Source organism: Mariniphaga sediminis (assembly GCF_003573545.1).
GTDB lineage: Bacteria > Bacteroidota > Bacteroidia > Bacteroidales > Prolixibacteraceae > Mariniphaga > Mariniphaga sediminis.
In genome coordinates this window covers 375,240-391,102 of record NZ_QWET01000004.1, presented here as the reverse complement: position 1 = coordinate 391,102, position 15,863 = coordinate 375,240, and the positions used below count along the sequence as shown (strand labels likewise).

9 protein-coding genes are annotated in these 15,863 nt (G+C 40.4%); 4 read left to right on the top strand and 5 right to left on the bottom strand.

Going from position 1 to position 15,863, the window contains the following annotated elements:
• Window positions 1-147 precede the first annotated feature (147 nt).
• From D1164_RS07620 to D1164_RS07610, 3 genes are all read right to left on the bottom strand, one after another.
• The gene (locus D1164_RS07620) at window positions 148-1,977 is read right to left on the bottom strand and encodes a DUF5060 domain-containing protein (RefSeq protein WP_119349355.1); all 1,830 of its coding nucleotides are present in this window, start codon (window positions 1,975-1,977) and stop codon (window positions 148-150) included.
• 35 nt (window positions 1,978-2,012) lie between these two features.
• Window positions 2,013-3,332 carry an FG-GAP repeat domain-containing protein gene (locus D1164_RS07615; RefSeq protein WP_172594380.1) on the bottom strand — a complete coding sequence of 440 codons (1,320 nt, stop codon included), beginning with the start codon at window positions 3,330-3,332 and terminating at the stop codon, window positions 2,013-2,015.
• A 135-nt stretch (window positions 3,333-3,467) separates the two neighbouring features.
• On the bottom strand, window positions 3,468-5,711 hold the full coding sequence (locus D1164_RS07610; protein ID WP_172594379.1) for a DUF4838 domain-containing protein: 2,244 nt from the start codon (window positions 5,709-5,711) through the stop codon (window positions 3,468-3,470).
• 793 nt (window positions 5,712-6,504) lie between these two features.
• On the opposite strand from D1164_RS07610, the gene D1164_RS07605 reads away from it, so the two are divergent.
• Together D1164_RS07605 and glmM are read left to right on the top strand one after the other, a co-directional pair.
• Window positions 6,505-7,455 (top strand): nitrilase family protein, encoded by a 951-nt coding sequence (locus D1164_RS07605; protein ID WP_119349352.1) that lies wholly within the window; start codon window positions 6,505-6,507, stop codon window positions 7,453-7,455.
• Window positions 7,456-7,521: 66 nt separating this feature from the next.
• Window positions 7,522-8,904, top strand: a complete 1,383-nt coding sequence (gene glmM / locus D1164_RS07600; protein WP_119349351.1) for a phosphoglucosamine mutase — start codon at window positions 7,522-7,524, stop codon at window positions 8,902-8,904.
• A 327-nt stretch (window positions 8,905-9,231) separates the two neighbouring features.
• On the opposite strand, the gene D1164_RS07595 is transcribed toward glmM, so the two are convergent.
• Window positions 9,232-10,239, bottom strand: a complete 1,008-nt coding sequence (locus tag D1164_RS07595) for an acetamidase/formamidase family protein (RefSeq protein ID WP_172594378.1) — start codon at window positions 10,237-10,239, stop codon at window positions 9,232-9,234.
• A gap of 85 nt (window positions 10,240-10,324) precedes the next feature.
• The gene (locus tag D1164_RS07590; RefSeq protein ID WP_147372085.1) at window positions 10,325-12,382 is read right to left on the bottom strand and encodes a family 16 glycoside hydrolase; all 2,058 of its coding nucleotides are present in this window, start codon (window positions 12,380-12,382) and stop codon (window positions 10,325-10,327) included.
• A 386-nt stretch (window positions 12,383-12,768) separates the two neighbouring features.
• Here D1164_RS07590 and D1164_RS07585 point away from each other — a divergent pair, with 386 nt between their 5' ends.
• Both D1164_RS07585 and D1164_RS07580 read left to right on the top strand, forming a co-directional pair.
• The gene (locus D1164_RS07585) at window positions 12,769-13,941 is read left to right on the top strand and encodes a transglutaminase domain-containing protein (protein WP_119349348.1); all 1,173 of its coding nucleotides are present in this window, start codon (window positions 12,769-12,771) and stop codon (window positions 13,939-13,941) included.
• Between the two features lie 60 nt (window positions 13,942-14,001).
• Complete coding sequence (locus tag D1164_RS07580) at window positions 14,002-15,333, top strand: TolB-like translocation protein (RefSeq protein ID WP_119349347.1); 1,332 nt, start codon at window positions 14,002-14,004, stop codon at window positions 15,331-15,333.
• Window positions 15,334-15,863 lie beyond the last annotated feature (530 nt).

Genomic DNA, 15,863 nt, shown 5'->3' with positions numbered 1-15,863 from the left:
ACTTCCTGACAAACTTACTTTCAGGTCTGATAGCTTACTCCTTTCTGCCTAAAAAACCTACCCTTAGAATGGAAGAAGTTATTGACCAGACGCAAAGTTGTACGTTAGCTTAGCTCGAACTGACGTTAGGTAATTCAATGCCTGTTTTTACTGCACTACAATTACCCAATCCTTTTCTGGGTCTTCAGGTGGATTTCCCAGAGGTACGAGTCCTTTCCCTTTTATCTTGGGAAGGTTGCCTGTGATAGGTTCGCCTCCATCCCGCGGATTAAACCATTTTACGCTAAAAGATTTTTCCGTATTCAGTTTCAGTTTGCAATTTTCGGAACCTGCCGGTAAGTAAACCACATACATTTCATTCTCTTGGGCAAAACAAAAAGCATCTGTAAGGTTGACCAGATCATTGGCAGGTTTCATGGTTTCTACCGGTAGGTTTTTTATAAACTGAGTGGCAATGGTCGATTGTTTCCACCACGTATCACGGCTGCGAAAATCTTCACAAGTGAGATCGGTATGCGGATATTTGTGTCCGAAATACCATTCCACTCCGGAAGCACCTGCGAGCAGGCTGCCCCACAAACAATCTGCACGAATGGTGTCGTGCGAGGCATCATACGAATCGGGTAGCACACCTTTCCAATGCTGGCCGATTTCATCGAGGTTTACCAGCCAGCGCTTGCCGGCACTTTCCGATTCTTCCACCCATTTTTTGATTCGCTCGTTTACCCGAGCCGGATTTCCAATCTGCATACTCGGCCCGTCAAGGTTTTTAAACCCAAGAAAAGGAGTAAGGTATCCGTCTTGATTATGGTCACCGGAATGTGTATGCACTACCACGATGTTGGAAAGCTGGTTGATTTGTTTTAGATAATTGGCCATATCCACTTTCTGTTCATGTGTTTGTCCAATTGGTGTCCAGCCGGCGGGGCCGTTTTCTTCGCCTATGTTCCATGTTACAGCAAGGTGATGGCCAAATCGGGCTGCAAGCTCACGCAAATAAATCATCCGCTGCACATCGGTGTGGCCATTGTCGAGCAGGGTTTCGTTTTCGGTTTCCTGCAACACAAAATGCAGCATAATTCCTAGTTTTTGAGCATGTTCAAAAACAATTTCCCACTGGTCGAGCTTGCTGCAATCGAACCGGTAACGCTCGTTGTGGTCGGTGTAGGGCCACACGTCTTTTCCGTCACCTAAAATGTTCATGGTAAGCATGTACACCGAATTGATACCAACCGAATGAAGGTAGTTCAGTGCACCAATGATTCCTTTCCCTTTTCCGTTTTGCCAGGTTGGGTCGCCTTCGTTCCAGTCGTTTTGGTGTGGTCCATATTTATGCAGTTCTTCTTTCGGATCGGCTTCCCCCTTTCGCAATTCAGTTTTCAGGCTGAAGCGGGTAGTCTGGTCAAAGTCGGCATAAGCCAGAAAGTTTTCCGGGCTATCGGTACCATTTTTAATCCACCTTTCTTCAGAACCCTTAAATTTGAAATAGCCTTTACCTCCGTTTATAATTCTTCCCTTTGCACGGAAATCATCGCCAGTTTTATCCGACGGTCCTATGGAAAAAGTCCCTTCTGCACCGTCGAATGGAACAAGTGGTTCCCCAATATTATTTCCGTTTTTCACTACAATGTTTTTCCCTTTGCGGAAAGAAATTTTGTAGTTCCATTCCCCGGTTTCATCGGGGCGGAAGCGCACTTTCCATAGGTTTCCTGCTTCGGCTGAAGTCTCGGTAGCATTACCGTCGGCTGCAAAAAAGCCGGGAACGGTGTAACTTTTATTTCCATTGGTAAATGTTGCTTCCAGCCTGTAATCGAGAAAAGGGTTTTCCTTTGCCCATTCCGAGGTTTTTGGGCCGGAAAGTACCACAGTCACTTTATGCCACTGTTTGAGCTCACCTTCAATGTGAACTTTATTCTGAGTAGAAGTATGACAAGAAACAAGCAGGACAACTAGTAAGATGTAAATCAGGTTTTTCATATATTTATTTTAATTGGTTTTTGGTTATAAAACCTCTATTCTGGCTGATTGATCAATCTATTTTCGAGGATGTCTCCATGTTCTATTCCGTTATTTCCGCTTTCAGGCCAAAGATTCCATACTTTTGAAACGATGTCAAGGTCACCATCCCCGTCCACGTCTCCAACCAGGGCATCGTGACCGCCAATTTTGTTATTGAGGATTACTTTTTCAACAAATTCAGGATACGAGGTAGTACTTATGTTTTCCCAAACATACCACCTTGGGGGAGCTCCTTCAGTGGGAAGGCTGTCATCTTCCTGATCGCAGGTAAGAATATCAATATCCCCATCATTATCTAAGTCTCCAACGAAAAGCGAATGAAAGGAACCGCGAATCCCCGGGGCGCTCATGGGCAAAAATCGGGCTGTAAAAGCTGGAATGGCACCTCCATTATTTTCGAGCCAGGCAATGCGCGAAGCCTGCTGGTCGCAGTCTGCCATAACAATATCGTTGTCTCCGTCGTTGTCTAAATCAATAATCCAGTTTCTTGAAGAAAGTCCAAACGGTCCCCGTTTCCCGAATGGTAAGGCGTGTTTTACCCATTTTGTCCCGTTTTCTTGATTTTCAAGCCAGCGGTCAGGCAATACCAGGTCGTTATCATTATCTCCGTCCAAATCACCTATTCCATTAGGTGCAATTCCTCCATGGATGCGGTCGTTTTTAACCAGTACGTCAAGGGTTACAGTGTGTCTTTCCCAGTTTTCATCCTTTAATGGATGGGAGGGCAGTTTATACCAGAACAACCCATCCCCTTCGCCTAAGACAACAAGATCATTTCTGCCGTCTCCGTCCATGTCGGCAAACATCACATCGTGAATATTGCTTTGGATGCGGTTATCGTATTGGAAGCGTTCAAATTTTTGTTCCCGGGGATTTTGACTGTTTCTGTACCAGTAGCCACCAATAACAATATCCGGCCACCCGTCATTGTCAACATCCATTGAATTTGCTCCCAGTGCCCGAAGTGTCAACTCACCCACTTCATGTCTTTCCCAATGATCTATGCTGTGATTTTCGAACCAGTACAGCCCTTCCTTTCCCGAAAACGAATAGTCAAGATCCCCGTCCATGTCAAAATCTGCAAGTGTGGAGCATCCATAGCCCCAATCCGTTGTGCCGGGAAGATCGCGTGTAATAAAATGGTGTTGGAACAATCTTTCGTCAATGTTTTCTTTCTGATCCCTGTTGGGTTGGCATCCACTAAACAGAATAGGTAGTAGTGCTAAGATAAGGACTGTGTAATACGTATTTGAGGAAGCTTTGTTAAAAAGCTCCCTCAAATTATTTCCTGTTGTATGTCTTATTTCATACATAAGACTTTTTACTATATGATTTAAAAGCCTGAACCGCAAGTTAATTTTCATCGGATATTCTTATTTGTGGTGTAATGTCATTGTAGTCAGAGTAATAGAATATCGATTGTGTGGGACGGCTGAACCTGTTTAGGATCAGTCCTCCAACCGTTTAACTTCAAAGCCTTCAATCTGAACGTCGTTGGCTTGTGCGTATTCGTTAATTACATCCCACAGCTGATTCTGCCATTTTCCAATTTCCATTCTTTCAAATGGAGCAAGCATATATTCCAACCCTAAGCGGCGGTCGGCAAAGTGATCTTTCACGTCATCAAAAATGTGAACGAAATCTCTACCTCCAACGCTTCTGCATTTTTCAAATCTGCTTTTTTCCCATACTTCCTCAAGCGAATTCCACATTTCCCGCTGATTGGTAATTATTTGCTCAACTAAATGGTAGGCTTCTACTAAATACGCAATCCTTTCTTTACTATTTTTGCTCTCATCTGAAGCCAACTCCATATAATTTTCAATTTTTGCCAAGTCAAGAACTGTATTGATTGTATATTTTTCCAGAGAAGCAATCGATAAATAAACTTCAAGGTTGTATCTGTTACGCGATACATGGTTTGTAGCATAGATCAATTTATGAATCAATTCTTCAATAATGGGCTTCAGTTTGGTTGCGCCCTCGATTTTTTCTTTATTTTTATCTCTGAAGTTTGTATTAACAGACAAATCAGATACCGATGGTAAGTTAGGCATTTCTAAATAGATATCAGATAGCCTATAGGGTGTAGGGCCATACGAGCTGCCATACGACATATCCCGTTCTGTAGACGGTCTTCTCTCCCACAAATCTTCGTAAAATCTGGCCCCATCCTGTAATGACTGATAAATATCCACCATATACGGACTATCGTATCCATAATAAGTGTTCATAAAATCTGCAACATTTTGTTCAAGTGAAGGTTTATTATTGGTCCAGGCATATTGAGTAACAGTGGCCCAACCCAACCAAAAAGTTTCACTATGTAAGCCTGAATCATCCCAGGCTGCAGCAAAGGTGCCAATTGGTTTTGCTCCGTTTGCCCGAACCAAATCAATATTTACAGAGGCATCATATAAACGTCCGCTGTTAAGGCGGTTTCTGTATCTGTTTTCAAAAAAATTAGGGAATAGATATTCTGAGCCTTGCATAGAGCTGTATGCCAATTGTTTAACTCCTGTCTTGTTCTGTTCGGCAACCCATTCTTTCGAGCTGTTGGGAACCATGATGCCGTCGATCAATCCTTCCGGCAATTGTTTAATGTGTTCCGTTAACAACGGATATTCTACCCATGCGATAACTTTTCTTCCTTTTTCTTCCATCCATTGGTGAACACGGTTTAAATAGTCAACCCAGCATTGGCTCCTGTTTTCATCATTGTATTCATCTTCGCATTTTTCGCATATTCCGGCATAATAGACCTCATCGGTTGAAACAAAAAAGTACTCTACGCCAGGAGTGGCATCAATCATATCCTGGTACATGTCAAAAATCAACTCCATGGCTTCCTCGTCGCACATACATGCCTGGTAATTACTTCCGTCAGATCTTAAGTGTGCAAATTGTTCATGTTTTAAAACAAAGGTCATGTGCGCAGGCGCCTGAACATTTGGAACCAACTGGATATTCCTCTCCATGGCATACTCGGTAAGTTCGTGCATTTCTGCAGTGGTAAATGCCCCCGGCGCTCCAATAATCGGATTTCTCGGATATTCGTATTTATCTTCAATTTCAAAGGCAATAGCATTGACCTTGAAAAATGCCGACCAGTCAATATAATTTTTTAATGTTTCCAGACGCGACTGGTGATGTTTTGTGTCCCAGTGGATCATACGAAGCTCAAGATCCGGCCAGTCGGTTATGGTTCCTTCGGGAAGGTTAAAATCACTTCTGGGCGTCGGTTTTAACAGTTGCAGCAGGCTTTGTACTCCATAAAATAATCCTGCTTCTGCATTACTGCTTATTTTTACAGTATTTGCTTCGATTTGAATGCGGTATGCTTCTTTTGTTTGTATTGCGTTAAAATTACCGGAAATACTTCCGGGAACAATTTCGAGAATGATTTTACCCGAACCTGTTCCTTCAAATTTGAGTGCAAGAAGATCATTTGCACCTTCATGAAGCCTTTTCAGGGCAATACTATTGTTGCTGATGTCTGTTTGCACCTTCCAGCTTTTATCTACCGAAATGTTTTTCCCGGTAAGAGTTGTTTCCTGAGGTGCTGGAATAAGACTATACCCCTGACTTCGAAGGTCGGTTAAGAAGGCAAATGAACTGAATGTACTAAAGACAAAAATAAATGCTAACAACAGGTGCTTGGCAGAGAAGCACAATTCATTTAAAAATTTCATGCTAATTAATTTTTTGTTCCTCTTGCAGGAAGATTGAGATTGAAACCGAAGTAATTTTATCCTGAATACTTTCATAATCTTTCGATAAGGATATTTTTAATAAGTTTTTCAGCAAAAATAAACTAAAAAATAATAAAAAAAAATTTTCCTGCTAGTTGCCGTCGTTTTTAAATGTTAATAGTGTCTTTTTAACTGTCAGTGAAATGAATAAAAAGTTTATGGTAATGTTGATGCCTAGAATACTGTTGTTCTTCTGTTTGCCTCGTTGGTGCAATGTATGGGCCTGGAAAAGTACTGGATTGGCAAGGAAAGAAAGAACCGCTAATTCTTAGGTGATGTTTAGAATTGTTTTTGATCTCGTTAGTTTTCAGGAGATTTTGTGGTAATCTAAAAATTGGGTTTTTAGGTTGAAGGTAGTTTCTGGTCTTGTAGAATATATTGTTGTTGAGTGAGGAATGCTTGCCAGGATAGTGTTTGTCCTTTATGTTGGTTTTCGCGATCTGTTGTGTAAGTGTACACAGTTTTGATTTGATTTTTTGTGTTTTATTTTGTTTTTATTAATCTTTCAATTCGTTATTAAGTGATGGTGAGGTATGATGTTGTTAGCAAAACCTTGTGAATTTTGATTTATTATCTTATTTTTGAACTCCTTTTTCCGGATTAGTATATTGTCATTGTGATTGGCACCGGAGAAAGTTTAAATATACCGGTTTTATCTATAAATTTATAACCGCTTAAAAGGAACGTCAGGTATAAATTCGATGCAATCATTAAAAAAATAAAATGTTACAAAATGGACAAATTGAAAATTTCTACAGCACAATTTGAAAATAAGAGTGGCGATAAGGCCTATAATATTTCAGTAATAGATAAGCTTGCAAAGCAGGCAGCAGATGAGGGCTCCAAAGTAATTGCCTTTCATGAGTGCTCTGTTACCGGTTATACTTTTGCGCGTAATCTTTCTAAAAAGGAAATGCTTGACCTGGCTGAGTTTATTCCAAACGGTCCGAGTGTGGTTAAGTTGACAGAAATTGCACAAAAGTATGACATTGCCATTTTGGCCGGGCTTTTTGAAAAGGATGAAAATGACGATTTATTCAAGGCCTATGTTTGTGTGGATAAGAATGGACTGGTTGCTAAATATCGTAAGCTTCATCCATTTATAAATCCCCATCTAAAACCTGGTAATGAGTATTGCATTTTTGAACTTTATGGCTGGAAGTGTGGAATTTTGATTTGCTATGACAATAATATTGTTGAAAATGTGAGGGCGACAAAACTGTTGGGAGCTGATATAATTTTTATGCCACATGTAACTATGTGTACTCCATCAACCAGACCGGGGGCCGGTTTTGTCGATCCCACATTGTGGGAAAATCGCGAAAATGATCCCACTTCGTTACGGTTGGAGTTTGATGGAATGAAAGGCCGGAGTTGGTTGATGAAATGGCTTCCTGCAAGAGCTTACGACAATGCTGTGTATGTTGTATTTTCAAATCCTATTGGAATGGACGATGACCAGTTGAAGAATGGTTGTTCCATGATTATTGATCCCTTTGGGGACATAATTGCTGAATGCCGTAAGCTGGATGACGATATTGTTTCATCTGTAATTACTCCGGATAAGATAGGCAAGGCTGGCGGACACCGCTATATTAATGCGCGGAGGCCGGAACTTTATCGTGATATACTTGGGCAGGACCATAACTCAGTTCAAAAAGTGGTTTGGAGAAGCGATAAGTAAAACAATTGTTTATGAACCCCCGGATAAATAAAACTGGGTAATAATCCATGATAATTTTTTATTGTAATGACACTTATTAAATCAATTTCAGGAATAAGAGGTACCATTGGAGGAAAACCGGGAGAAGGGTTGTCTCCGCTTGATGTAGTGAGATTTACTGCTTCGTATGCTCAATGGTTGCAGACTAACAATGACAGTAATGAACTTGTTGTTGTGGTTGGACGTGATGCCCGTATTTCGGGACCGATGGTTGAAAGTCTTGTGTGCGCAACGCTAACCGGGATGGGGTGCGATGTGGTTAATATTGGACTGGCTACAACTCCCACAACAGAAATAGCTGTTGTTAAAGAGAATGCTGATGGAGGTATTATTATTACAGCAAGCCATAATCCGGTGCAATGGAATGCCCTGAAGCTGTTAAACGGGAGAGGGGAATTTATATCAGATGCAGAAGGTCTCAAAATATTGGAATATGCAGAAAGTGCTAATTTTGAGTTTGCTGAAGTGTATAAGTTGGGAAAGATTCGTGCAAAAAGTTATTTGTCGGAACACATTCAACATATTCTTGACCTGGAATTAGTCGATGTGGAATTGATTAGGCAGGCCAATTTTACTGTGGCTTTTGATGCCGTAAATTCTGTCGGAGGGATTGCTATTCCTGCCTTATTAAAAGCGCTTGGGGTAGAAAAGGTGATACCTGTTAATGAAGAGCCAACAGGCCATTTTGCCCACACACCCGAACCTATTCCTGAAAATTTAATTGAAACATGCAGGATAGTTAAGGAGAATAATGTTGATGTGTGTTTTGTTGTGGATCCCGATGTTGACCGGTTGTCTATTATTAGTGAAGATGGATCCATGTTTAGCGAAGAGTATACTTTGGTAGCAGTTGCCGATTATATTCTCTCAAAAACACCGGGAAATACTGTTTCAAACCTGTCATCAACACAGGCGTTGCGGGTTGTAACGGAAAAACATGGAGGAAGCTATGCGGCTTCATCGGTTGGTGAAGTAAATGTAGTTGCCAAAATGAAGGAAACCAACGCGGTGATTGGGGGAGAGGGGAACGGAGGAGTTATTTATCCTGTCTCACATTATGGCCGGGATGCCCTTGCTGGTATGGCGCTGTTTTTATCTCATTTGGCAAAATCAGGCTTAACATGCTCCGAACTGAGAAAGTTGTATCCGAACTATTATATCTCAAAAAATAAAGTGGCATTGGCGCCAGATGTCGATTTGGATGCTGTCTTGTTAAAAATAAAAGATAAGTACAAAGAAGAAAAGATAAATGACACCGATGGGTTAAGGATTGATTTTGCCAACGAATGGGTGCATTTGAGAAAATCAAATACTGAACCCATTATCCGGATCTATTCTGAATCAAATAGTTTGGAGGCTGCATCTGGCCTTTCGGAGAAAATTATTGCGGATGTAAAGCAATTAATATAGAGTTTCGATGCTGTAAAAAAATAGTTAGTTGTATTTTTTTGTGCGCAAATATTTTGCGCATTTTTTTTTAATTTATTTCAGAAAGCAGTTACTCCCTTTCTTGTTTTAGATAATTTGAAGGATTCTTGGCATTGTTTTTCTGCTTTCATATACTGTGTGTATTTCGCAAAATGAAGAAACAGGGAGTAAAGACCCCCTGTTTTTCATTTGTCCAGTTTAAAAGCAGTGCTATTACCCTGGTTTCTTGGATTACTATTATGGTAAAATTCTGATTCTTCAGTTTACAGGTAAATTGTTTTGCTACAGAATCAGTCTTTTATTGAATTTTTAGTTCTGTTTAAAATAGTCGATGTATTTTTTATCAATTTCGATTTTTAGTGTTTTCTGCGGATTAACTATTTGTCCGATTCGCAAATGGCCATAAAAACCAATAAGGGCGCTGGCGTCGATAGAGCTTAGCCCGTGGTATTTAACCAGAAAGTGCCCCATGTCCATGATTGCCAGTTCTTTTGCCTTGTTTACATCTGGGTCTGCGGCGATTGTGGCTATCATATCCGGGTTGATAACCATTGGGCGCTTGAGGCTCAGGTCTTTTCTTACGCGAACGGTTACCTCAACTTCTGCCGGAATCTCAACGCCTTTGCCAAATACTTCCCCATCTCCCATGGCTGCATGCACATCTCCCATTGATAAGAGAGCTCCTTCAACAAAAACAGGCAGTAGAACTTTCGAGTCTTTTTTTATCAATCTCGAATCAATATTTCCTCCGTTTTCCCATACCTCACCGGTTGTCATTTCTTTAAAGCCTGCTGTGCCAATTCCTCCTACCATGGGATAAACGGGCATTCTTTTTCCGTTGTACACCATGTAGTCTTCAATAGCTTCCACCTCGAGATAGGCAAGCTCCTGTTCATCGTCAACAAACTTATTTTTATCCATATTTTGCATAAAGCCAAAACGGCCAAGGCGAATGTCATGTATCTCAACCTCCAGGACATCACCGGGTTGGGCTCCTTCTATAAAGACAGGTCCTGTGTGCGGATTATCCGTGCCGTGCCTTCTCGGATCGTTCCATGAAATGTTATTTTCAAAATAGTATTTTGATTTTCCACTGAGGGCATCTTCACAGTCAAACAGAAGTCGGCTTCCATCTTTAACTACAGCGGCTGGCTTGTTGTGGATGCTCATATTATTGATGAAATTCTTCTTGCTGATTTTAATTACATTCGGTTGGGAATGTGCCAGTAAAACCAAAGAGAGGGAGAATGCGAATAACAAAATAATTTTTTTGCCGAATTTTAATCCGTATCGGCAGCCTGATGTATTGCTTTTCATTTTTATAAATTTAATCTTCAGTTTTGATATGAACTTTGTGAGTAATCTTCGTTTTGCGATTCTGATAAAAGGGCTTATACCATAACTATTTATCATTCCAACCGGGTAGAGACACGGTTGCCTGGTAATTTGAATAATTATACAACGGATTTCTTACCGGTTTATAGAGTTTTCCACTTTTGGGATTATCGCTTTGTGTGTAAACCCATATTTCATTTGGGTTCCATACAACGATCTCGTCACGGCAATCACCTGTAATATCCAGAACCGCATTACACATGTCGGGATGGTTGTCATCCGGAAAAACAAGAACTTTTCTTCCCCGGCCGTCAAAAATCCCACCTTCGCGTATGTTCGGATTGTGTACAAAGTATTCCTCGCCATCTCCTGTCCAGTTGAGCGGTAAAACCATGCTGCCAAACTGATTTGGTTCAAAATCAAAGTAGATTTCCCCTTGTGGATCGTAGTAATGAATAAGTCCCTGGTTTCCCCAGAAGTTAATGGTTACAGTCTCAAGCCCTGGTAAATCACTTCTGAAATTTCCGATTGCCGGATTTTGTACGTGACCGATGTCATGGTGGACTAAAATATTTCCGTCCAAATCTACACGGTAATATCCTGCATCGCTGGCAGCATACATAATAACAGGTTCATCGTTCGAATTTTCGCCGTAGTTTACAATGGCAACGCCGTCGCAATGATCGGGAATCTCGTCGTCAAGGCTCCAGATCAGAGAGCCATCGTCATCAAACAAAGAGTATCCCATGGCGAGTTCGTCCTTACCGTCGTTATCAATATCTGCAGCATAGGGGTAATGTCCTGTTACGCATTGACCTTCCCATATTACCTCAAGTTTGTTGTTCATCACCCAAAAATGGTTATAGCGGTCTTTTGTTAAAATGTTTCCCTTGAACCCATTGCCTTCACAATCGAAAAAGAACAGGCAATCTCCCAATATTCTCTCAAATTTATCATTCGGGATTTTGGATATGGGGGTCTTGGTTTTGTACAACGTTTTACCAGTTTCTCCATCTGCAACAATCAATTCAAAATTCATGGTGTAGATAACCTCATTTTTGCCGTCGTTTGTAATGTCGTGGATTTGGAAAGCAACATCATTGGTGAGGTGGTATTTGTCCGGGTCCGGTTCTCCGGTTTGCCATAGAATTTCCCCGTCAAATGTCATGGCAGTCAGACAGCTCAATTCGCTATGACTGTCAATTGGATAATTATGGTGAACCACCTGTCCGATGAGTACATCCATTTGTCCATTCATATTCAGGTCTCCGAACCGAAGATTGCGACCAACTCCAAATCCTTCCGTATTAATGGTCCGCCAAACTTTCATTTCCGGATTTGCTGCCTGTAGTTGCTCAAGCTCTTGTTTGTATGCGGCTTTTTTGTTTTCAATATATTGGATTTCATCCTGCGAGGTCAGCACTTCCACACTTTTGTATTGTGCCCTTGCATGGGAGATCAGTCCTATTTTCCCTTTGGGGAAGGTGTTATCGGAGGCATTCAGTGTAATGTCATCGTTTAATTTTGCTTCTATTGAATTTCCCTGAACAGTTACCGTTGCTTTTAATTCCTGCCCGGGAGCAAAGGTATAGGGTTGTTCTGTCAGGATTTCTTCGTTCAGGACTTTCCAGCCAGCCCCATGGTTAACTTTTGAAATATAAACCCTGGATTTCTTTATCCCGAAAAAATAAAACTGCCGGGAGTTTCTGTAGCGAAACGCCACCCCTGAAGCCAGCGAATCGTTTTCAGGGATAAACAAGGTGGTAAATTTATAATCCCTCCACAACGAATCTCCTGCAATGATCATTGGGTGAGTCCATTGTGTTTGTTTGTAATTGGCAAAGGTCTGGTGTATGTTCTTTTTGGGGCCGTTTTCGATAACCTGCCATGCGTGTCCCCAATCGTTAAGACGACCTGTCCCAAAACTGGTGACTTCCCAATTGCCTTTTTTACCTGCCTCGGGCAGGTAATGATATTCTGTGTGCGGGCCTACAGGTGCGGAGAAAAGGCCGGTTTTCAAATCGTTAAAATTGTCATATAGTAAAACTTGATTGAGTTTATCTGATTTGCATCCTGTCAAGTTTAGAATGATGACAACGAAGAAGAAATTGATTAATACTTTCATTTTGTTATTTTTTGTTTGCAATATTAAATCATTATTTTCTTTTCCGCAAGAGAATAAAAATAAAAAACAATGTTGTTATATTTTGAATGATTCCTCAGGTTATTGTCAATAGCTGTTGTCGGTTGTTTCTGGATACTGTGTTTTTGTATTTGTATTCGAATTTAATTAAATTGTTGACTTTGTGTAAAATGTATTATTTTTTTTACGATTTTATGATGAGGAAATGTTTGTTTCAAAGGATGGTGCCCCGGCCAATTGTACACTATTCTAATAAGCATTTTTAGTGATAAATGAAATGTTTATTTATAAGTAATCATAAATTGAAATTGTTGTAATGAAAAAATTATTTAGATTTGCGAAAGGATAAATAATAATTTTATATTAAAATGAGAAGGCAATATTTTGTGAAAGGGGGAACTGTCAAAAGAAAGTGTTCGCATGTCGGGAATGTATTTTTACTGATTTCCGTAGTTCTTTTGTTTATGGCAGGCAGTAGTTGTACTTCAGACAAAGGGGGTTACCAGTTGTTGGAGGTAGAAAATCCTGAGTATTATCCCAATACTGAATTTAAATCTTTTGAAGATCTTACTTCTCCAAAATTTGCCCATTTGATTGAGAAATTCCGGTTGGATACAATCTTTCATGGAGAAACCGATGAGTTTGAGCGTATTTTATTGTTGCGGGACTGGATGAAATCAACCATAAAAATTGAGGATTTTAATCCGCACTACCCCGGGGGAGATTATGCAGAGACTATTCTGGATTTTGCCCTGAAGGGAGAGGGGTTTCATTGTGCTCACTTTATGAGGGTTCAGAATGCGATTATGAATTCTTATGGTTATGTTACCCGTGTTTTAAACTCCGGGCCTGGAGCTAAAGGAGGCCCGGATGGCAATCATGGAATAAATGAGATATGGTCTAATCAATATTGTAAATGGTTTTTATCGGATGCCAAATACAACCATCATTTTGAAAAAGACGGGATACCTCTTTCCGTGCTGGAAATACGTGAAGAATTTTTGAAGAATAAGGCTGCGGATATTGTATTGGTTAAAGGGCCGGATCGCACTCCTATTGAATTTGATCCGGAGTTTGACTCTATGACAAAAGAACGATTTGCGCAAACTTACACCTGGCCAAGATGGTATTTATATGGCAACAGATATACCATTTATCCTGAAGAATACAATAATTTATCGATAGCTTATGTGGATGATTTTTTTAGTTCCAGTATATATTACAGAGACGGGAAGCCTGTTTCGCAGGAAGTATTTGATTGGTGGGTAAAAACGAAAGATAAAAAGGTCATTGAATGGACTCCGAATGTACTGAAAGTTACAGCAAAGGTGGATGGAGAAAAGCTAAATATTCATATTGCTTCCGATACGCCAAATTTAAAAGAGTATCAAATGAAAGAAGGTGTGTCTGGATTGTGGATGCCTGTAAATGAGAAATTTGATTTAAATCTTTCGAAGAATAATCATATTTATTTTTTTCGATCAATAAACCTGGCAAATGCGACAGGGCCAGAATCTGTGGTAGTTGCTGTGAAAAAGTGATAAGACTTTAATAGTGGATATTTGGTGCTTGTAGTCAGCTTCTTACATAAATAAAAGCTTATGGATAGAAGAAAGTTTGTTTATACTTCGTGTGGGGTTGCTGCTTTATCTGTAGTTCCGGGACTTTGGAATATTCTCCATCCTGCTTTTAAAAAACGAAAATTCAATATATGCCGGTACAAGCCTGAATCGTTTGATTTGGAAGTTCCGGTTTACAAGATTACGCCAGATGACGGGCATTACAACTTTACGTATTACGACATTCCTGCCCATAGCCCATCCGGTCGTTATATTGCGGTTACGCGTGTCCCTTTTGTCGAAGACCGGCTTCCAAAGTACGGGGAAACAGCTGAGGTTTGTGTGATTGATCTTGATGAAGAAACTATATCGACTGTTTACGAAACGAAAAGTTGGGGTTTTCAAACAGGTGCCTTGTTGCATTGGGGACCAAGCGATAGGTATTTGTATACGAATGACGTTTTCGGTAGTCAGAATGCAGTGTGTGTGCAAATAGATCTTGATACCGGAAAGTTTACAGCTTTTGACGGGCCAATGTATAATATTGCACCTAATGGCCAGTTTGTCGTGGGCTTTCCGCTTGAGTTATTGAATGTTACCCAGCAAGGATATGGATTGCCCTCAAGGGATCCGGAGAACCCGGATAAGTTACCTTACGGGGCGGCAACTGATGAAGGTATTTGGAAAACAGACCTCGCAACAAACTGGAAAAGTCTGCTGATGAGTTTGGCTGATGTGGCAGCCAGGATACCGGTTGAAGCACCGGAAAAAGATGGAACCTACTATTTTTGGCATACCAAAGTAAACCCTCAGAGTACGAAAATATTACAAGTGTTTCGGTGTTTGTTCCCCAGTGGACTGGGTGGGAGAAATCCGATGGTCTTTACATATAATACGGATGGAACAGGCTTGAAATTTGCCTCTGGCGAACTTGTTTGGGGGCAAGGAGGTGGGCATCCGAATTGGCATCCGGACGGGGTGCATATCATTCGTGTCATGAATCCGGAAGGTTCCGGAGGACAATATCGGTATTGCCAGTTTTTGTATGATGGTTCTGGTTTTAAAGTCTTAAGTAACAAAATAAAAGGAGAAGGCCACCCAAGGATAACTCCCGATAGTCGATTTATTACAACAGATGATTTCCCTGTTGAGAATGGGCAGCAAAAATTGCGTATAAAACTAATTGATTTGATTTCGGAGGAAGAGGTGATTCTGGTGAAGATGAACACTTCAGAAAGAGATGGATTGAAAAATGCTACCATCCGCCTGGATGGGCACCCTACCTGGGACAGAAATTATAAAAAGTTAGCATTCCAGGCAGCTCCGGATGGCAAGCGACAGGTTTTTGTTGCTGATTTGTCTGATGTTGTCTGAGGTAATCTGGATTTTGTTTGTGAGTTAATGTCCCTGGTTATTAGTGGGTTGTGTGTGTGAATTGTTTTGGGGAAGATTTCTTTTAGGTGCAGTCAGGGTATTGCTACCTGTTTTGTTTCCTTTCATTCTTTTTGTGAAATGTATATCGAAGGACATTTGTGGATTTAACAGTTTCTTTTTTTACGGGGCTATTTGATTTATATTTTTGTGTGTCAGTGTATTGCTGGAGGTGAGTGTCATTGTCACTTCGCAAATGTATTGGGCTGGTAGTTGTAATACGCATTGTCGCATAATTATTTATGTGATAATGCCTAAAGTATGTGGTTATTTCCTCAATAGCTTTTATGTGAAGTTTGTTTATCGGTCTGTAATATAGTGTTTTGCGTTGGTGTCTCTCTTGTCGAATAAATTGGTTGGCGAGTATCCTGAGTTTGATTTTCTGTTAAAAATATGCCTTGGAGAATGTGAAAGTATTTATAAATCTTTTATAATAATGTATTATTAAGAAATATTATGAAACTTTTTGTTTA